Here is an 18,354-nt window from a genome sequence, read left to right as displayed (position 1 = left end):
CTATCGGCCTGCCGCGCGGCGAGATAGCCCAGCGGCGAGCGCTGGGTGCTAGGCCGCGACGCGCTCCGCGGCGAGTGCGCTGAGGATCTCGCCGAGCCACTGCACCGCCGGGGGCACCGCTCCGCGGCGGGTGACGAAGGAGACGCGCCGCTCCCCGAGATCCTGCAGCGCCGGCCGCAGCACGATGTCGAAGTCGGCGTCGACCGCGGCGGCGGTCGTGAGCGCGCAGCCGAGTCCTTCGGCAACGAGACCGTGGATCATCGTGAGGTCATCCGTGCGCATGACCTCACGCACGGGCAGGCCGAGCGAGTGGTACACGCGGCGCAGCACGCGGTCTGACGCCTCATCGGGGTTGCGGCTGCACACCCACGCGGTCTCTGCCAGCTCGGCAAAATCAAGTTCCGCACGGTCACCAAACGGGCCGTTCTTCGCCACCATCACCCGGTACGGTTCCGACATCAGCGTGGTGCGCTCCACGTCGGGCACCTGCAGCGCGAGCTCGTCTGACACGTCGTAGATGAGCCCGGCGTGCACCTCACCGACGCGGAGGAGCCGGAGCACCTCGGTCGGTTCTGCCTCGACAACCTCGACCCGCACAGAGGTGCGCTGCTGCAACTGCGCGATTGCGGCGGGCATGAGCCGGGCACCGATTGACGAGAACGTCCCGACGCGGAGGGTGACCACCCCCGCATCTCGCTGATCGGCAACTGCCCGCTCGGCCCGCTCGATGCGTGTGAGCACCGGTGCGATTTCCGCGGCGAACGCCGCTCCGAGCGGGGTGAGGTGTGCGCCGCGGCGATCCCGCTCGACGAGCCGCACGCGCAGGTGTGTTTCGAGTGCGCGGAGGTGGTGGGTCACCGTGGGCACACCGTACTCGAGCGCCTCGGCCGCCTGGGTGAGGCTGCCGTGCTCGCGAATTGCGAGGAGCACGCGGAACTGCTGGAGCGTCATCATGTTATAGAGACTATGTCACCACGCGCGAAAACATGATATCCCGCATAGGGTCGCGGCTTTACCTACTCTGGTCCCATGCAGACCGCCCCCGCTCCACACGTCGCACCCGAAACGCCCGCCGAGGCATCGGTTGCTATCCCCGCGCACCAGTACGAGACCCCGTACGCTGACGCGATCCGCTCGCTTGCGCAGCACGACTGGCAGCGACTGCACGTTCCGGGCCACCAGGCGAACCCGGAGAACGCCCCTGGCGTTGCAAACCTCGTGGGCGAAGCCGCACTCGCGGTCGATTTCCCCATGCTGTTCAGCGGCGTGGACCAGGAGACCTGGCGGCTCGTCACCCCCGGCCGCGTCACGCCGCTCATGCGTGCGCAGGAGCTCGCGGCTGAGGCCTGGGGCGCCAGCCGCACCTGGTTCATCACGAACGGCGCCTCGGGCGGCAACCATGTTGCAACGACCGTGGTGCGCGGGCTCGGCACCGAGCTCGTGGTGCAGCGCAGCGTGCACTCCAGCGTGATCGACGGTATGACCCACGTGGGCCTCACGCCCCACTTCGTCACCGGCTACGTGGACACGGGACTCGGTTCCGCGCACGGCGTCACCGCCGAGCAGGTCGAGGCCGTGCTGACGGAGAACCCGGCGAGCTCCGCCGTGTACATCGTCTCCCCCAGCTACTTTGGTGCGGTCGCGGATATCGCCGCGATCTCGCGCGTCGCACACGACCACGGTGTCCCGCTGATCGTCGACGAGTCGTGGGGCTCGCACTTCGGCCTGCACCCGAAATTGCCCGTCAACGCTGCCCGCCTCGGTGCCGATCTCGTGGTGTCGAGCACGCACAAGGCGGTCGGCTCGCTGACGCAGTCGGCCATGATCCAGCTCGGCCACGGCTCGTTTGCCGAGGCACTCGCCCCGCTCGTCGACCGCGTGGTGCGCTCGCACCAGTCGACCAGCTGCAGTGCTCTGCTGCTCGCTTCGCTCGACGAGGCCCGCAAGAACATTGTGACGCGCCCCGAGCTCGTTGAGCGGGCCCTCGAGACCGCCGAGGAAATCCGTCGCCGCGTTCGTGCGGACCGCCGCTTCCGCGACGCGACCCCCGACATCCTCGCGAGCCCCGACGCGGTGACGAACGACCCGTTCAAGGTGCTCATCGACACGCGCGGCGCAGGCATCACCGGCAGTGACGCGCACTACCAGCTGCTGCGCGACCACAAGGTCTACGCCGAACTGTCGACCCCATCGGCCCTGCTGCTGCTCGTCGGCGCGATCTCCCCCGTCGATGTTGACCGATTCTGGAACGCGCTGCAGGCGCTTCCCGAAGCGGCCATCGAGCCCGAGCGGCCGATCGTGCTGCCTGCCCCGTGCGAGCGCGCAATGGGACTCGGCGAGGCGTTCTACAGCCCCGTCGAGATGGTGCCGTTCGATCAGGCGGTGGGGCGGATCTCCGCGGACTCGCTCGCTGCCTACCCGCCCGGCGTGCCGAACGTGCTGCCCGGCGAGATCTTGAGCGCCGAGGTCGTCGATTTCCTTCGCGCGACGGGCGCGGCCCCTTCGGGCTATGTCCGCGGCGCGGCTGATCCCGCGCTCGCCACGTTCCGGGTCGTGGCGTAACGCCCACTACAATCTCCAGGTCACCCTTCGAATACCAGCGCCTTATCCGGGCGCGCCAAGAAACCCACACAAGGGAGTGTCATGTCCACAACAGCAACCACCTCACCGAGCGGTGAGATGCAGCGCGGCCTGAAAAACCGCCACCTGCAGCTCATCGCCATTGGCGGGGCGATCGGTACGGGGCTGTTCCTCGGTTCAGGCAAGCTCATCAGCGTGTCCGGCCCGGCGATCATCTTCGTGTACATGGTGATCGGCTTCTTTGTCTTCTTCATCATGCGTGCCCTCGGCGAGCTGCTGCTGTCGAACCTGAACTATCACACGTTCGGGGACATCGCGAAGGACATGCTCGGCCCGTGGGCTGGCTTCTTTGTGTCGTGGAACTACTGGTTCTCGTGGGTCATCGCGTGTGTGGCCGACATCATCGCGATCACTGCGTACGTGCAGTGGTTCAACCCCGAGATCCCGAGCTGGTTGCCGGCCCTCATCACGGCCGGAGTGCTGCTGATCCTCAACCTGCAGCCCGTAAAGTGGTTCGGTGAGACCGAGTTCTGGTTCGCAATCCTCAAGATCGTCGCGATCCTCAGCCTGATCGCGGTGGGCCTCATCCTCGTGATCACCGGTTTCACGAGCCCCGAGGGCACGCAGGCCTCCTTCGCGAACCTGTGGGAGCACGGCGGCATGTTCCCGATGGGCGCCTCAGGCTTCGTGCTCGGCTTCCAGATGGGCATCTTCTCCTTCATCGGCGTTGAGATGGTCGGCACCGCGGCGGCCGAGACCGAGAACCCGCGGAAGACCCTCCCCAAGGCGATCAACTCGATCGTGCTGCGCATCCTCATCTTCTACGTGGGCGCCCTCGCGATCATCATGAGCGTCACCCCGTGGAACCAGATTGAGGCTGACAAGAGCCCGTTCGTCACGACGCTCGCCCTCGCGGGCTTCGGCCTCGCGGCGGCTGCGATCCAGCTCGTGGTGCTCACCTCCGCCGCGTCGAGCGCCAACGGCGGCCTGTACTCGGGCACCCGCATGCTCTTCGGCCTCTCGAAGGACGGCCACGCGCCGAAGTCGTTCGCGCTCACCGACTCGCGTGGGGTGCCCCGTCGTTCGGTGTTCTTCACCGCGGTGTTCCTGTTCGCCGCAATCCCGCTGCTCTTCGCCGGCGACGGCGTTGTGGCCGCGTTCACCTTCGTGTCGTCGATGTGCGCCACGATGATTCTCTTCACCTGGGGCTCGATCGTGGTGAGCTACATTGTGTACCGCAAGCGCTTCCCCGAGCGCCACGCCACCTCGGGCTTCAAGATGCCCCTCTCGCGGATCATGCCGTGGGCCGTGCTCGCGTTCTTCGTGTTCATTGCCGGCACGCTGCTCTACGGTGAGGACACGCGTCCGCCGTTCCTCGCAACGCCGATCTGGTTCCTCCTCCTCACGGTGCTGTGGCAGCTGCGCAAGCGGAAGCTGCAGCGCGAGGGCCGCCCGCTGACCGCGGCGATTCCGCTGCCGGACTCGGAGGACTGAGCCAGTTTCACTTCCACGCGGAGAACTTCGACATCTCGGATTCGATCCCTCAGGGGTCCACTGAGATATCGAAGTTCTCCGCGTATGTGCGTTGTTTCGCACCCGCCGAGCCGACCGCCCCGCGCGCGGCTCGCTACAATCGGAAACCTACCCTCGGGATGGGAGTTCACATGAGCGGCACCGCTCCTGGCGCGCACGAAGAACTGCAGCGCGGCCTCACCAATCGTCACCTCCAGCTGATCGCCATCGGCGGCGCAATCGGCACCGGTCTGTTCCTCGGCTCGGGCAAGGTCATCAGCCTCACCGGCCCGTCCGTCCTCTTCATCTATGCCGTGATCGGCTGCATGATGTTCCTCCTCATGCGCGCTCTCGGCGAGCTGCTGCTGTCGAATCTCAACTACAAGACGTTCGGCGACATCGCGAAGGATCTCATTGGCCCGTGGGCGGGCTACTTCGTGTCGTGGACGTACTGGATCACGTGGGTGGTCATCTGCGTGGCCGACATCATCGCGATCACGAGCTACGTCTCCTACATCAACGCGTCGATCCCGCCGTGGTTGCCCGCGCTCATCACCGCAGCCGTGCTTATGGTGCTGAATCTGCAGCCCGTGCGGTTCTTCGGCGAGTTCGAGTTCTGGTTCTCCCTCGTGAAGATTGTCGCGATCCTCGCGCTTATCGCAACCGGCATCGTGCTGCTCGCAACCGGTTTCCAGAACCCCGACACCGGCACGCAGGCGGCGCTCTCGCACCTGTGGGATCACGGCGGCATGTTCCCGTTCGGCGCGAGCGGCTTCCTGCTCGGGTTCCAGCTCGGCATCTTCTCCTTCATCGGCGTAGAGCTCGTCGGCACCGCCGCCGCTGAGACGAAGGATCCGCACCATAACCTCCCCCGCGCGATCAACTCGATCGTGGTTCGTGTGCTCATCTTCTACATCGGTGCGCTCACGGTGATCATGGCGATCACGCCCTGGGATCGTCTCGATCCGGATCAGAGCCCGTTCGTCACGACGTTTGCCTACGCGGGTTTCGGGGCCGCCGCATTCGCCATCAACCTCGTTGTGCTGATCTCCGCGGCCTCGAGCGCCAACTCGGGCTTCTACTCGGGCACACGAATGATGCACGCGCTCGCGCACGATGGTCATGCACCCAGCGGATTCGCGCTGACCGACTCGCGTGGGGTGCCCCGGCGCGCGGTGTTCTTCTCCGCGGTCTTCGTGTTCTCCGCCGTACCGATTCTGCTGCTCGGTGACAGTGTCATCGAGGCGTTCACCTTCGTTACTTCCGTCGCTTCGACGTTCATTCTCTTCATCTGGAGCATGATCGCGATCTCCTTTATTCAGTACCTGCGGAAGTACCCCGAGCGCCACGCAAGCTCGGCGTTCAAGACGCCGCTCCCCCGGGTCGTGCCCTGGATCGTGCTCGCGTTCTTTGCGTTCATTCTCGTGACGCTGTTCCTCGCGGAGGACACGCGCCTCCCGCTGCTCTTCACGCCCGTCTGGTTCATCGCGCTTGCGGTGAGCTGGCAGTTCACCAAGCGGCGACTGCTGCGCAACGGGCAGCCGCTCACCGCGGCAGTCGACCTGCCCGGCACTGGCGCATAGAACGACTCCACCAGGCACCACCTGAGGGCCCCGCGCACGCGGGGCCCTCAGGCGTTTTAGCGCCCGGCTGCGACGCGCGCCGTGTGCAGCTGGTGCGCTTCCAGCTCGGTCTCGACGTTGGGCTCGGATCCCTCGAGCGGCAAGCCGGCCGTCTCTGGGATGAGGCGGATCGCGATCAAGCCGATCACCGACATGCCCATGAGGTAGAACGCGGCCGCCGCTGGGTTCCCCGTCGCACGCACGAGCGTGTCGATGACGAGCGGAGCCGTGCCACCGAAGAGAGCGATCGAGATGTTGTACGAGACGCCGAGACTCGTGTTCCGGGACGCGGTCGGGAACAGCGCCGGATAGGTGGACGCGAGCGTGCCCATGTAGAGCGCGACCGGGATCCCGATCAGCGCGAGACCCGAGATGATCGCAAGCGGCGCGTCAGACCCGATCAGCATGAACGCGGGGAAGCTGAGCAGCACGATCCACACCGCGGCGGCGGTGAGCACCGGCTTTCGGCCGACGCGGTCGGAGAGCATCCCCACGAACGGCATGAGGCACGCCATCAGCAGCATCAGTGGCAGTGAGAACAGGTTGCCCTGCACCGCGTCGTGTTCCAGCACGGTCGACAGATACGTGGGCATGTACGAGGTGAACGCGTATCCCGCCGTGTTCGCGGCGGCCACGAGCAGGATGACGAGCAGCATGGGCCGCCAGTTCGCCGCGAAGACGCGCAGCGGGTTGACCCGAATCGCGGCCTGACCTGTTGCGGCCTGCTCCGCTGCGAGAGCTGCAAAGTGCGGCGACTCTTCGACCCGCATTCGCAGGTACACCGCGACGAGACCGAGCGGTCCGGCGATCAGGAACGGCACGCGCCAGAGCCCCTCTTCCATCGCCGCCTGGCCGAACATGACCTGCATGGCGGTGACGATCGCGGCGCCCAGCACGAAGCCAAGGTAGCTGCCGCCGTCCAGGAAGGCCGCGTAGAAGCCCCGCTTCTTGTCCGGCGCCGACTCCGTGATGAACGTCAGCGCGCCGGTGAACTCGCCGCCCGCGGAGAAGCCCTGCAAGATCTTGAGGGCGACGAGGAGCACGGCGGCCAGCGAGCCGATCGCCGCGTGGCTGGGCAGGAGCCCGATGAGGAACGTGGCGACCGCCACGAGCGTGAGCGTGAGGAAGAGCACGCGCTTGCGCCCGATCTTGTCCCCCAGCCAGCCGAAGAATAGCCCGCCGAGCGGCCGGAACAGGTACGTGCTGGCGAAGGTGCCGAGCATGAAGATGACCTGCGTTGCACGATCGGCGTCGGGCAGGAAGACCGGGCCGAGGGTCACAATGAGGTAGCCGAAGACACCAACGTCGTACCACTCCATCACGTTGCCAACGAAGGTGCCGCGCACGGCTCGTCGCAGCTCCTGTTTGCGGACCACGTTGATGGTCCCGGTGTCGAGGCGCGCGCTCGTCGCGTCGCTTCCTATCGTCATCGCATTCACTCCTTTGTTCATGGTCTCACGGTGTGCGTGGCGGCGGGGCCGCGGCCACACGCACTACTTCGCCGCGGCCTCCTGGCCGAACACCGCGAAGTAGTAGCAGAGGTATGCCGCGAGCGTCGCGGTCATGTCCTGATGGTCGGTCATGGGGTTCACCTCGGTCACCGCGAACGAGTCGCAGTGTGGCGCGAGGGCCGCAATCGTGTCGATGGCCTGGCGCGACGTGATGCCGCCGGGCTCGAGTGCGCCGGCGCCGGGGGCGTGCGCGGGGTCGATCGCATCGATATCGAAGGAGAGGTGGACGTGCTCGGCGCCGGCGATCCGCTCGAGAATCCGGGCGATAGCTCGTTCGGTGCCGATCTCGGCGAACTCCGCCGCGGTGATCCGTGCCAGGCCGGAGTCCGCGAGGTAGTCGTGCGAGGACGGGAAGTTGAAGTGGCGGAGGCCCACCTGAATGCTGTGCTCCGTGCTCGCACGCGGCAGCTCGAGCGAGCGTCGCATGCCGCTCGACTGGCTGTGGGTGCCCTGCTGCACGTTCTCATCCATCACATCGAGGTGCGCGTCAAAGTGGATGACGGCCACTGAGCCGCTCGTAGCGTCGTGGAGTCCCTGCGTTCCTGCGAACAGGAAGCAGTCGTCGCCGCCCAGCAGGATCGGCACATGTCCTGCACGCACGCTCTCGCTCACGCGCTCGCTGGTACGAGCGAGGGTGGTCATCAGGTCGTGCGCGACGACGGCGGCGTCACCCCCATCGTGGATCACAGGTGCCGCGTGAAGCTCCCCCGTCTCGAGCGAGAACACGCGTCCGTCCTCCACGCGCTGCGTGATCCACCCCAGCGCGTGACGAATGCGCTCGGGCGCGAATCGCGAGCCCGGAAAGCCGAGGGTGGATGCACCGTCGAACGGGGCGCCAATGAGCTCAAAGCTGCGTGCGGATGCGGACATGGTGGGAACTCCTCGTGCTGGTGATGCGTTGTGTGTTCCAGCTTGGCGACTCCTCTCGGCATCCACCATCACGGTTTGCGTGAAGTATTCGAACACACTCACTATCATCGTGAACATGGCCCCCACGCTCGCCGATCTTCTCGCAGACCGGTCCCTCGCGCTCAGCTGCGCCGCGGGACATCACCTCCTGCACCGCTCCGTTTCTCAGGTCCACGTCGCAGAGATCCGAGATCCGAGCCCCTGGCTCGCTCGCGACCTGCTCCTCCTCACGACCGGCCTCGTCGAGCGCACGAGTGAGGAGCTGGATCGATACTTCGTGGCGCTCGCGGAGCGGGGTGTCGCCGCGGTCGGCTTTGGCGTCGGGCTGATCGTCGAGGAGATCCCCGCAGACTGGCTCCGCGCCGCGGATGCGCACGGAATCCCACTCCTGCGCATTCCCCTCTCCACGCCGTACATTGCCGTCTCCGAGTTCGTTGCTCGCCGACACGCGGACCGCCAGCTCGATCAGGTGCGGCACATGCTGGAGGTGCAGCAACGGCTCGCGTACACGGATGCCACCCCTGAGCAGCAGGAGCAGGGGCTCGAACGGCTCGGTCGCGAGCTCGACGCCGCCGTCCTGTGGGCCGCGCCGGGCGGGCTCAAGCAGCTTGCGCCCGAGCACGCGCGGCTCGACCCTGCTGAAGTTCAGGCCGTGGCGACCGAGCTCTCCCGGCACGTGGCCTCAGGTCGCACCGCGGCGAGCGCGTCGATCGGCCCGCTCTACCTGCACCTCGCGAGCACGGCGGGCTCCCCGATCGCCGTCGTGCGACGCCGTCGATACACCCCGCTCGAGCAGGGTCTCATTGGCTCGATCGCCACCTTCATCGACCTTTCGCGCGACACCGTGGCCCGCACCGGGCTCGCGGCCTCACTCCGGGAGCAGCTGATTGCCGAGGCGGTCTCCGGGCGCATGAGCGCGGACCCGCGACTCTTCGAGCTACTGTCCCCCGGCGCCGCCCGGTGCACCGTCGCGTTCTTCGGCCCGGCCACGCACGCGGGGGCACGCGCACGCAGGGAACCCGCGGCGGGCCTGCTCCTGAAGGCAGCGCTCGCCGCGGAGCTCACTGTCGGCGTGCCCGCCGCAACGCCGCTCCTCGCCCCCACCGAGGATGGCGTCTTCGTGGTGCTGCCGGCCACCCAGGCGGGCCCCGCTGCGGACGCAATCGACCGCTTCATCCGTGCGGAACGCGGGGCGCTCGCCGAGTGGCGGGCCGGGGTGAGCCGCACCGGCACGCCAGCCGACACACTCGAGCTGTGCGAGGAAGCACGGCGCGCGCACCGCGCTTCCGCGGGCCACCCCGAGCTGCGCGCGCTCACCACCGCACAGCTCGGCACCGAGGACGCGCTCTCCGACTGGCTCCTGCGCAGCGAGTCGCCTCCCGTGTTCAGCGAGTGGCAGGCCCGGCTCGACGGGCTCCCCCAGGCACACGGCGAACGCGTGCGCGAGGCGCTGCACGCATTCCTTGCGGCGAATGGTGCGCTCGAGCGCGCCGCCGAGACGCTCGGGGTACATCGGCAGACGCTGAACTCCCGCCTGCGCGACGCAGAACGTCTGCTGGGCGTCGCGCTCGACTCGCCCACGGAGCGCGCGCTTCTCTGGCTCGCATTCGAAACGCGCGCGCTCCCGCGCTAGGCGAACGCCGAGAGGCCTGTGATCTCGCGCCCGATAATGAGCGCCTGCACGGTCTCCGTACCCTCGTACGTGTGCAGCGCCTCGATGTCGGCAAAGTGCCGCGCCGCCCGGTTCTCGAGCAAGATGCCGTTGCCGCCCAGGAGATCGCGCGCATCGCGAGCCATGTCGCGTGCGGTGCGGGTGGCGGTGTACTTGCCGAGCGAGGCACCGGGGCCCGAAAGCTCGCCGCGCTCCTCCGCCTGCGTGAGCTGCATCAGCAGCGTTTGCAGCCCCGTCAGCTTGCTCAACATCTCGGCGAGACGCGCCTGCACGATCTGGGAGGCCGCGAGCGGTCGGCCGAACTGCACGCGCTGCTTCGCGTAGTGCACGGCGGTCTCGTACACCGCGGTGGCTTGCCCCAGCGCGGCCCACGCCACGCCCAACCGCGTCGCCTGGAGCACGCGCGAGGTGTCCTTGAACGAGTTCGCCCCGGGCAGCTTCGCATCGGCGTCGACCCGCACACCGTCAAGCTCGATTTCCGCCTGCCAGATCGCGCGGAGCGACACCTTCCCCTCGATAGTGCTGGCGCGGTAGCCCGGCGCGTCTTGCGGAACCAGGAAGCCCTGCACTTGCCCGTCGTCGCCTCGCGCCCACACTACGGCGAGGTGGCCCACGCTGCCGGAGCCGATCCACTTCTTGTGGCCGGTGATCACGAAGCCGCCGTCCGCTGCGGTCTCAGCCCGGGTCTCGAGGCTCACCGAGTCCGAGCCGTGCGTGGGCTCGGTGAGCGCGAACGCGCCGAGCTCGGTTCCACGCGCGAGCGGGGCAAGCCAGCGCTCGCGTTGCGCGTCAGACCCACACCACGCGACCGAGCGCAGGGCAAGGCCGCCCTGCACGCCAACGATCGTGGCGACCGAGCCGTCTCCGCGGGCGAGCTCCATCGTGGTGAGGCTTGCGGCGAGGAGACTCTGCTCTGGGAAACCGGGAACATCGACGCCATCGCGAAGCAGATCGAGCTCGCCCAGGCGCGCGGCGAGGTGGAGCGGGTACTCCGCGCGGTCCCAGATGCCGGCGATCACCGGGCGCACCTCATCTTGCACAAACGCGCGCGCCCGATCCCGGTATGCGCGGACATCTTCAGGAATATCGCGGAAGACCCCGGCGACATCGGGATCCAGCGGCTCCCACAGCTCGTATTCGGGCTCCTGCGTACCCTGCGGGGTGGGGCCGGTTCCAGGCTTCGACATGACGACGTCCTCTCCGCACCGCCTTGGTGCCTGCCCCCGAGACTGCCTGAGACGCGGTGCCAGGTCAAGCACCACCCGGCGCCGTCTCGGGTTCCCACAATTCGTGAAGCCCGATCCCAATCAATTGAAACGGAGTCCCACAACCGGGATTTGTGCTAGCTTCGGCGTATGAGTTCGAAGGCAGTGCGTCAGGCCACGGCACCCGCGAGCGCGGCCGCGGCGATCCGGCGCCTCGCCGAGCGAGGGTATGAAGCGACCACCGCGGAGGACCTCGCCGACGCTGTGGGTATGAGTCGGAGTACCTTCTTCCGCCGGTTCGGAAGCAAGGACGACGTGATCTTCGCCGATCACGATCACGCACTCGCGCAGCTCGATGCGTTCCTCGGAAGCACGCAGCTGCCGCCGGGCGAGGCGCTGGTGCAGGGAACCGCAGACGTGCTGCGCCTCCTCACTCGCGACCCGGAGGCCGCGCAGCTTCGTTTCGAGCTCATGCGACTCACCCCCGCGCTGCGGGATCGCGAACTGATCATCACCCACCGCTACGAGCGCGTGTACACGCGGTTCATCCGCACGGCCACCCCACACACGACCCCCGACTGGGTGGCACCCGCGCTCTCCGCCTCGCTCGTCGCGGTGCACAACGCCACCCTGCGCGCCTGGCTGCGCGGCAGCGTCACGGACGCCGCAGGTGAGGTCACGCAAGACCTCCGCCGCGTCGCCGGACTGTATGCACCCTGGCTCGATCCGGCTGGCGCCGGCACCCCGCAGCGCGTGGTCGTAGCGGTGTACGACGCGATCGGTTCGCCGGACGCGGTCCTTGACGCGGTCGCCGCGCAGCTCACCCAAGGCCAGTCCGCGCGCGCATGAGCGGCGCGACCGACGCGCTCGACTGAGATAATCAGCACCATGAAAGCCCACGAAGTCGTGATGAACTGGGTCACCTCCGAGCTCGCGAGCGGACGACTCCACATCGGCGACCACCTCCCTGGGGAGCGCGCACTCGCGGAGACGCTGCAGGTATCACGGAGCTCGCTTCGCGAGGCGCTGCGCGTACTGGAGGCGCTCGGCACGATCACCACCGCGACCGGTTCCGGCCCACGCTCGGGCACCATCATCACTGCCGCGCCAGAGCAGGCATTCGCGCTCTCCCTCAACCTCGAGCTTGCGACGCAGCGCGTCGAGCATGAGCACGTCGCCGAGACGCGACTGCTTCTCGAGAGCTGGGCCGCGCTGCATTCTGCCCCTGAACAGGTGGACCAGGCCGCCGCGGGGGCGCTGCTCGATCGCATGGATGAGGCCGGCTTGAGCGTGGAAGAGTTCCTCGCGCTCGACGCAGAGTTCCACGCGACCCTCTCTCGGGCAGCGGGGAATCCGCTCATCAGCACCCTCATGGAGGCGCTGCGGCTCGCCATCGCGGATCACACCGCCGAGCTGGCGCGTGCGCTCCCCGAGTGGACCCGCACCGCCGACCGGCTCCGCGCGGAGCACCGCGCCATTCTCGCTGCGCTCGCGGGCGGCGACAGCGTGGCTGCGGGCGATCTCCTGCGGGAGCATATCTCGGGGTACTACGCGGAGACCACCGCAGCGACGCGCACGCCCTAGGCTTCGCCGCAGGCTTGACGCGTTCACCCGTTGCGGCCTACACTTCATGTGGTCGGACCACATGGCCCGACCACATGAGGCGCGGCGAACGCCCACCTCACTCGATTGGAGTCCAATGGTGCAGCGCCAGTTCCCCCGCCCCGCGGAGCTCTTCGAGCTCATGCGATTCAAAGCCCCCGAGCTCAACGGCAAGAAGCGCCGCCTCGACCGCGCGCTCACCACCTACGATCTGCGCCGGATCGCCCAGCGCCGCACTCCCAAGGCTGCTTTCGACTACACGGATGGAAGCGCCGAGGCCGAGATCTCACTGGCTCGCGCACGTCAGGCGTTCGAGGACGTCGAGTTTCACCCCGACATTCTGCGCCCTGCCAACAATGTCGACACGTCGATCGACATCTTGGGCGGCAGTTCCGCGCTCCCCTTCGGCATCGCGCCGACCGGTTTCACCCGACTCATGCAGACCGAGGGCGAAATCGCTGGCGCCGGAGCCGCGGCCGCCGCGGGCATCCCGTTCACGCTCTCCACGCTGGGCACTACCTCCATCGAGGACGTGCGCGCGGCAAATCCGAATGGCCGCAACTGGTTCCAGCTCTACGTGATGCGCGATCGCGACATCTCCTACGGGCTCGTCGAGCGAGCCGCCGCGGCTGGGTTCGACACCCTCATGTTCACGGTCGACACCCCGGTCGCCGGCAACCGCATGCGCGACACGCGCAATGGCTTCTCCATCCCGCCACAGCTGACGGCAGGTACGATCCTGAACGCGATCCCCCGCCCCTGGTGGTGGTTCGATTTCCTCACCACACCGAAGCTCGAGTTCGCCTCCCTGTCCACCACGGGCGGCACCGTCGGCGAACTGCTGAACTCGGCGATGGACCCCACCATTTCCTACGAGGATCTCGAGGTTATTCGCGAGCTCTGGCCCGGAAAGCTTGTGGTGAAGGGCGTGCAGAACGTCCCGGACGCCGTGCGACTGGTCGAGCGCGGGGTTGACGGCATCGTCTTGTCGAACCACGGGGGCCGCCAGCTTGACCGTGCCCCCATTCCGTTCCACCTCCTGCCGGGCGTGGTGCGCGAGGTGGGGCGCGATGCCAACATCATGGTCGACACCGGCATCATGAACGGCGCGGACATCGTTGCCTCCGTCGCACTGGGCGCGAGCTTCGCGCTCGTGGGACGCGCGTATCTGTACGGGCTCATGGCGGGTGGCCGCGAGGGCGTCGACCGCATGATCACCATTCTGCGGAGCGAGATTGAACGCACGATGACCCTGCTCGGGGTCTCGTCACTCGAGGAGCTCGAGCCTCGGCACGTCACCCAGCTGACCCGTCTCGCCCCGGCCCCGGTGGCACCGCCCGAAGAGGCGTAGCCCCGCACACAGCCGGGAGCTCCACGGAGCTTCCCGGGCGGTGTGGCCGCGCGCGCACGCGGCCACACCCCACTCGCTCCCAGCGCCCTTCCGGAACCGCCCACCCGGATGGGCGCTGGGCTATTTCACGCGCCTGAACTATTTCACGCGCTTGGGCTGGCTCGCTTCTTCGGAGTGCCGGCTGCGCCGCTCTCCGAGGGAGCGAGGTACCGGGCCGGGTTCTCGACCATCATCGAGCGGAACTCGTCCTCGCCGATTCCTGCAGCGAGTAGCGCGGCGCGGAACTCGCCCATGACGAGCCCGAAGCCAGGCCCGCCATTCGCCTGCAGCAGCGAAGCAACGCACACGTCGTGCGCAAGGAGGATCCGGTCGCGGTGGCCGGCGCGCACCAGCGCGAGCACTTGGGCGACGCGGTGCTCAAGCGCGGCGGGTGCCGTCGAGTAGATCGTGTCGATGCCCACGTAGTGGCCGCGAGCCGCGAGCTCCACCGCGTAGTCAACGCTCGGCACGGTGTCGACGTGCCCGATCGCGATCTTCTCGGGCGCGACGCCGCACGAAACGAGCAGCTCCGACTGTTCGACCCCCACCGTCCAGCGCGCCGCGTGGGTGTACACGGGCGCACCGGTCTGCACGCTCGCCGCAGCAGCAGCACGAAACACCTGCTCCTCGACCTCCGAGATGAACCACTTGTCGGCACCCACCTCACCAATCAGGCCAGCCCTGATCCCGGTATCCGCGAACCCCACGGTGAGGTCGTGCACCATTTCAGCCGCGAGCCCCGCAACGCCGAGCTCCGCGATCAGCTCGGGGTCAAGAAACGGATCGCGGTAGCGCCCGGTTCCGAGCACCACGTGCACCCCGGTCGCCTCACTTACCCGCCTGACGGCCTCGACTGCTCGCGGGTTCCGCGTTTGACCGGCCCGGCGTGCGTCAAAGCTCCGCTCTGAGTCAAGCGTCGAACCCGGGGTGAGCTCCGCGGTGGTCAGGTCGAAGATCGCACCCCCGCCCTGCTTCGCAAATACCGCGAGCTCACGGGCCATGAGCGCCTCGTCGTGGAGGAGCCCGTCGCCGCGGCGCTCCGCCATCAAATTGATGAAGAGGTGCTCGTGCGAGAGCACGGGACCGAGACTCGACAGCGGCACGGGCCCACGCGCGGTCTCCACACTGCCCGGCGCGACGGCTGACCGCTTCTGCGCTCCCCCGCTCACGCGTTCGGCAGCCCGAGCTCGCGCTCGAGCGCGAGGAGCGTATCGTCGAGGATCTCGAGAATCCGATCGACCTCGTCCGGGGTGACAATCATGGGCGGGCACACGAGGAAGTGATCTCCGGACCGCCCGCCGCGCGTGCGGCGGGAGTACAGGATGAGGCCGCGCTCGAAAGCGAGTTCCACCATGCGCTCGTGCGCGTTGAGCTCGGGGGCGAGGGGCTCCATGGTGTCGCGGTCTGCAACAAACTCAGCGGCAAGCAGCAGGCCCTTCCCGCGCACGTCGCCAATCACGGGGTGGCGGGTGGCGAGCTCACGGAGCCCCGCCATGAGGCGGTCCCCCATGTCGCTCGCGTTCCCCAGCAGGCCGAGCCGGTCGATCTCTTCGAGCACCGCAAGACCCGCCGCGCTCGCGAGCGGATTGCCCGCATACGTGTGACCGTGCGCGAAGCCCCCCGAGGAGAGCACCGGCCCCACGATCCGCTCCGGCGCCACCATTGCGCCGAGCGGCGCGTACCCCGCGCCGAGTCCCTTCGAGAGCGCCACGATGTCGGGCTGGCACCCCCAGTGGTCGCCGGCGAGGTACTTGCCAGTGCGCCCCGCGCCGCTCATCACCTCGTCATGGATGAGCAGGATCCCGTAGCGATCGCAGATCTCGCGGATCCGGGCGTAGTAGCTGTCCGGAGCGACCAACGCTCCCGTGGTAGCCCCGCCCACGGGTTCCATGATGAACGCGAGCACGCTCTCGGGCCCCTCGGCGAGGATCTTCGCCTCGAGCATGTCGGCGTAGCGCAGGCCCCGCTCGGCCATCGTCAGCCCATCGCGATCGAGGTACGCGGTGGGGGCCGGGATCTTTGGCATCTCCGTCATGAGCGGAAGGTAGTGCTGCGTGAGCAGGTCGTAGCCGGTCACGGAGAGGGCGCCGAGCGTGGAACCGTGGTAGCCAGGGAAACGAGAAATGATCTTCCAGCGCTCGGGCTGCCCCGTTGCGACCGCCCACTGGCGCGCGAGCTTCAGTGCGGATTCGACGGCCTCTGAGCCCCCGGATACGAAGAACACCTTTTCCAGCTCGGCAGGCAGCCGCTCGGCAAGCGCAGTGGCGAACCGCTCGGCCGGCTCGTTCTCGAACTGCAGCCGGTACAGGAACGTGGCCTTGTCGAGCTGCTCACGCATCGCCGCAAGCACCCGCTCATTCGAGTGGCCGATGTTGACAACCATCGCGCCGCTCGCGCCGTCAATCACCTGCCTGCCGTCCTCGTCCCAGATGTACACCCCCTCGGCGCGAGTGCCGATCGGGCGGCGGCCCTTGGCCTGGTAAAAGAGGTTCGACATGCGCGGTCCTTTCAGATTCACCAATGAAGTGCGGTAGTTCTGGATCACACTATGTCATAAATTGTGATCACAAAATGACACCATGGGTGATCTCCCGCGAACATCTCTGATTCAATGGAGCCATGACCGCGGCAGATACGACACCACCCGGCGGCCTCGAAGACGAGGCGTACGCGGCACTCCGCCACGAGCTCATCGCCGGCGGCTTCGCACCCGGCGACCGCCTCTCGATCCGCGGCGTTGCCAGTCGCCTGGAGCTCAGCCCCATGCCCACGCGCGCGGCGATCCGCCGCCTCGTGAGCGAGCGAGCACTCGACACCACCGCCGCCGGCACCGCGGTGGTGCCCCGCCTGAGCCGCGCCCAGTTTACGGAACTCACTGGCCTCCGCGGGAAGCTCGAGCCGCACGCGCTCACCATCGCGGCACCGCTCCTCACTCAGCAGCAATTCGGCACGCTCGAGCGAACACTCGCACAGTTCGAAGCGGCGAAGCTCGCAGGCGACCCCGTGGGAACCCAGCGCGCCGACACCGAGTTTCTATTTACGGTCTTCCGCGCGGCGGACTCCCCGCTACTCCTCAGCTTTATCGAAACCCTGTGGCTGCGACGCAGCCCACTGTTCTGGGAGGCGCGCTGGGTGCTCCTCGGCACCCGATCACTCCACGCGCGGCACGCCGACATCCTCACGGCGCTCCGAGCAGGCGACACGCAGGGCGCCGCGCTCGCACTCGCGGCGGACATCGAGCACACCGCTCAGGTACTGCTGACCGAGCACCCGTTCGACGACGCTTAGCAGGGCGATCAGGCACCTCCGGGGGGCGGGCCCTCGCTAGCGATAACTCCGCTCGGCGAGCGGCACTTCCGCGATGAGCCGCTGGAGTTCAGCAAGGAATGTCCGCTCCGCCCGATCGAGCGCCCGCTTGGGCTGGGTCACCAGGCAGATGTCGGTCTCGTGCAGCTCACGCTCGGGCAGCACCGGCCAGAGCAGTCCGGCGTCGACATCCTCGCGGGCAACGTGGAGCGGCAACGCGCCGATCCCAATCCCCGCGATGATCATGCGGCGGACCTCGAGCAGGTTCGCGGACACCGCGCGCGGCTCCGCTTCGAGGTTCGCGCGCTCACGCAGCTGACGCACATGGAACAGCGGCCCATTCTCGGCCTCCGTCTGAAAAGAGACGGCCGCCTGGCCGGCAAGCCGCTCGGGCGCAATGTCTTCCTGCCCAAAGAGTGCGTGCGTCGGGCCACAGAACAGGCCGAAGCGCTCCCGATAGAGCACCTCGTGCGCGAGGCCGGCGTCATCACCGCGAAGCAGACACAGCCCGAGCGTGGCAGTGCCCTGCCGCACCCGACTCACAACCTCCGCGCTGTCCGTCACCGTCACCGTGAAGGTCACCTCGGGATACGCCGCGGCGAACGCGGCAAACGCGGCATCGTAGTGCGGCGACACCACGTGACTCGTGGTCGCGATCGACACATGCCCAGAGACGACACTGCCTGACGCCGCGAGCAGATTGGGGATCCGGGCGACGGTACCGAACATCTCGCGGCTCTGCGCATAGAGCGCTTCGCCCGCGGCGGTGAGCGTGAAGTGGCCGGGGCGTCGATCCAGCAGGCTCTGCCCGAGCGTGGACTCAAGGCGCTTGAGTGCGCTCGATACGGTCGGCTGACTCACGCTCATGAACTCAGCGGCGCGAGTGACCCCCTCCTGCTCCACCACCACCACGAAGGTGCGGAGCAGGTTCCAATCGAGGTTCCACACGAAGCGCTGCTCATACGGCCGCATAATAACCTCCATTAATAATCACAATGATCAACTATGCACGAAACTGATAATCTCGGTCAAGTGTTCACCCCCG

At 67.7% G+C, this 18,354-nt stretch carries 15 protein-coding genes; 8 read left to right on the top strand and 7 right to left on the bottom strand.

The features are described 5' to 3' along the window. Positions 1-48 precede the first annotated feature (48 nt). Positions 49-954: a LysR family transcriptional regulator gene (locus tag ACR81A_RS05615; RefSeq protein ID WP_440312957.1), complete on the bottom strand. Its 906-nt coding sequence runs from the start codon at positions 952-954 to the stop codon at positions 49-51. Between the two features lie 75 nt (positions 955-1,029). Between ACR81A_RS05615 and ACR81A_RS05610 the strand changes: the two genes are divergently transcribed. The 3 genes from ACR81A_RS05610 to ACR81A_RS05600 all read left to right on the top strand — a co-directional run bounded on the left by ACR81A_RS05610 (position 1,030) and on the right by ACR81A_RS05600 (position 5,675). Further along, positions 1,030-2,562 (top strand): aminotransferase class I/II-fold pyridoxal phosphate-dependent enzyme, encoded by a 1,533-nt coding sequence (locus ACR81A_RS05610; RefSeq protein ID WP_440312956.1) that lies wholly within the window; start codon positions 1,030-1,032, stop codon positions 2,560-2,562. Between the two features lie 81 nt (positions 2,563-2,643). Further along, complete coding sequence (locus ACR81A_RS05605; RefSeq protein WP_202382007.1) at positions 2,644-4,074, top strand: amino acid permease; 1,431 nt, start codon at positions 2,644-2,646, stop codon at positions 4,072-4,074. Between the two features lie 170 nt (positions 4,075-4,244). Beyond that, positions 4,245-5,675, top strand: a complete 1,431-nt coding sequence (locus tag ACR81A_RS05600; protein WP_202382006.1) for an amino acid permease — start codon at positions 4,245-4,247, stop codon at positions 5,673-5,675. A gap of 56 nt (positions 5,676-5,731) precedes the next feature. Here the strand turns inward: ACR81A_RS05600 and ACR81A_RS05595 are convergent, their stop codons facing one another. Together ACR81A_RS05595 and ACR81A_RS05590 are read right to left on the bottom strand one after the other, a co-directional pair. Then, complete coding sequence (locus ACR81A_RS05595; protein WP_202382005.1) at positions 5,732-7,144, bottom strand: MFS transporter; 1,413 nt, start codon at positions 7,142-7,144, stop codon at positions 5,732-5,734. Between the two features lie 63 nt (positions 7,145-7,207). Next, positions 7,208-8,095, bottom strand: coding sequence for an arginase family protein (locus tag ACR81A_RS05590; RefSeq protein ID WP_202382004.1), 888 nt, complete (start codon positions 8,093-8,095; stop codon positions 7,208-7,210). Positions 8,096-8,210: 115 nt separating this feature from the next. On the opposite strand from ACR81A_RS05590, the gene ACR81A_RS05585 reads away from it, so the two are divergent. Then, the gene (locus ACR81A_RS05585; protein ID WP_440312955.1) at positions 8,211-9,767 is read left to right on the top strand and encodes a PucR family transcriptional regulator; all 1,557 of its coding nucleotides are present in this window, start codon (positions 8,211-8,213) and stop codon (positions 9,765-9,767) included. Here the strand turns inward: ACR81A_RS05585 and ACR81A_RS05580 are convergent. Then, complete coding sequence (locus ACR81A_RS05580) at positions 9,764-10,993, bottom strand: acyl-CoA dehydrogenase family protein (RefSeq protein ID WP_202382002.1); 1,230 nt, start codon at positions 10,991-10,993, stop codon at positions 9,764-9,766. The two genes, ACR81A_RS05585 and ACR81A_RS05580, sit on opposite strands and share 4 nt — an antisense overlap. Before the next feature lie 168 nt (positions 10,994-11,161). Here ACR81A_RS05580 and ACR81A_RS05575 point away from each other — a divergent pair, with 168 nt between their 5' ends. The 3 genes from ACR81A_RS05575 to ACR81A_RS05565 all read left to right on the top strand — a co-directional run bounded on the left by ACR81A_RS05575 (position 11,162) and on the right by ACR81A_RS05565 (position 13,964). Further along, the gene (locus ACR81A_RS05575; protein WP_202382001.1) at positions 11,162-11,860 is read left to right on the top strand and encodes a TetR/AcrR family transcriptional regulator; all 699 of its coding nucleotides are present in this window, start codon (positions 11,162-11,164) and stop codon (positions 11,858-11,860) included. Between the two features lie 39 nt (positions 11,861-11,899). Continuing rightward, positions 11,900-12,595: a FadR/GntR family transcriptional regulator gene (locus tag ACR81A_RS05570; RefSeq protein ID WP_440312954.1), complete on the top strand. Its 696-nt coding sequence runs from the start codon at positions 11,900-11,902 to the stop codon at positions 12,593-12,595. A 115-nt stretch (positions 12,596-12,710) separates the two neighbouring features. Further along, positions 12,711-13,964, top strand: a complete 1,254-nt coding sequence (locus tag ACR81A_RS05565; RefSeq protein WP_202381999.1) for an alpha-hydroxy acid oxidase — start codon at positions 12,711-12,713, stop codon at positions 13,962-13,964. 143 nt (positions 13,965-14,107) lie between these two features. Here ACR81A_RS05565 and ACR81A_RS05560 read toward each other — a convergent pair whose 3' ends face one another. Beyond that, positions 14,108-15,172, bottom strand: coding sequence for a hypothetical protein (locus ACR81A_RS05560; protein ID WP_202381998.1), 1,065 nt, complete (start codon positions 15,170-15,172; stop codon positions 14,108-14,110). Then, complete coding sequence (locus ACR81A_RS05555) at positions 15,169-16,500, bottom strand: aminotransferase family protein (protein ID WP_440312953.1); 1,332 nt, start codon at positions 16,498-16,500, stop codon at positions 15,169-15,171. Before ACR81A_RS05555 ends, ACR81A_RS05560 begins: the two co-directional genes overlap by 4 nt. 122 nt (positions 16,501-16,622) lie before the next feature. Between ACR81A_RS05555 and ACR81A_RS05550 the strand changes: the two genes are divergently transcribed. Continuing rightward, on the top strand, positions 16,623-17,291 hold the full coding sequence (locus ACR81A_RS05550; RefSeq protein WP_202381996.1) for a GntR family transcriptional regulator: 669 nt from the start codon (positions 16,623-16,625) through the stop codon (positions 17,289-17,291). Positions 17,292-17,327: 36 nt separating this feature from the next. Here ACR81A_RS05550 and ACR81A_RS05545 read toward each other — a convergent pair whose 3' ends face one another. Further along, entirely contained in the window at positions 17,328-18,281 is a 954-nt protein-coding gene (locus ACR81A_RS05545) for a LysR family transcriptional regulator (protein ID WP_440312952.1), read from the bottom strand. Positions 18,282-18,354: the final 73 nt, after the last annotated feature.

It is taken from the genome of Leucobacter chromiireducens, from assembly GCF_051993095.1.
GTDB classification, from domain to species: domain Bacteria; phylum Actinomycetota; class Actinomycetes; order Actinomycetales; family Microbacteriaceae; genus Leucobacter; species Leucobacter chromiireducens.
The sequence above is the reverse complement of the archived record's forward strand: the minus strand, read 5'-3'. Positions and strand labels throughout refer to the sequence as shown.

What these genes read in the sequence shown, in the direction of transcription:
- ACR81A_RS05615 (WP_440312957.1), bottom strand. Translation starts at nt 954, where the DNA reads ATGATGACGCTCCAGCAGTTCCGCGTGCTCCTCGCAATTCGCGAGCAC.
- ACR81A_RS05610 (WP_440312956.1), top strand. Translation starts at nt 1,030, where the DNA reads ATGCAGACCGCCCCCGCTCCACACGTCGCACCCGAAACGCCCGCCGAG.
- ACR81A_RS05605 (WP_202382007.1), top strand. Translation starts at nt 2,644, where the DNA reads ATGTCCACAACAGCAACCACCTCACCGAGCGGTGAGATGCAGCGCGGC.
- ACR81A_RS05600 (WP_202382006.1), top strand. Translation starts at nt 4,245, where the DNA reads ATGAGCGGCACCGCTCCTGGCGCGCACGAAGAACTGCAGCGCGGCCTC.
- ACR81A_RS05595 (WP_202382005.1), bottom strand. Translation starts at nt 7,144, where the DNA reads ATGACGATAGGAAGCGACGCGACGAGCGCGCGCCTCGACACCGGGACC.
- ACR81A_RS05590 (WP_202382004.1), bottom strand. Translation starts at nt 8,095, where the DNA reads ATGTCCGCATCCGCACGCAGCTTTGAGCTCATTGGCGCCCCGTTCGAC.
- ACR81A_RS05585 (WP_440312955.1), top strand. Translation starts at nt 8,211, where the DNA reads ATGGCCCCCACGCTCGCCGATCTTCTCGCAGACCGGTCCCTCGCGCTC.
- ACR81A_RS05580 (WP_202382002.1), bottom strand. Translation starts at nt 10,993, where the DNA reads ATGTCGAAGCCTGGAACCGGCCCCACCCCGCAGGGTACGCAGGAGCCC.
- ACR81A_RS05575 (WP_202382001.1), top strand. Translation starts at nt 11,162, where the DNA reads ATGAGTTCGAAGGCAGTGCGTCAGGCCACGGCACCCGCGAGCGCGGCC.
- ACR81A_RS05570 (WP_440312954.1), top strand. Translation starts at nt 11,900, where the DNA reads ATGAAAGCCCACGAAGTCGTGATGAACTGGGTCACCTCCGAGCTCGCG.
- ACR81A_RS05565 (WP_202381999.1), top strand. Translation starts at nt 12,711, where the DNA reads ATGGTGCAGCGCCAGTTCCCCCGCCCCGCGGAGCTCTTCGAGCTCATG.
- ACR81A_RS05555 (WP_440312953.1), bottom strand. Translation starts at nt 16,500, where the DNA reads ATGTCGAACCTCTTTTACCAGGCCAAGGGCCGCCGCCCGATCGGCACT.
- ACR81A_RS05550 (WP_202381996.1), top strand. Translation starts at nt 16,623, where the DNA reads ATGACCGCGGCAGATACGACACCACCCGGCGGCCTCGAAGACGAGGCG.
- ACR81A_RS05545 (WP_440312952.1), bottom strand. Translation starts at nt 18,281, where the DNA reads ATGCGGCCGTATGAGCAGCGCTTCGTGTGGAACCTCGATTGGAACCTG.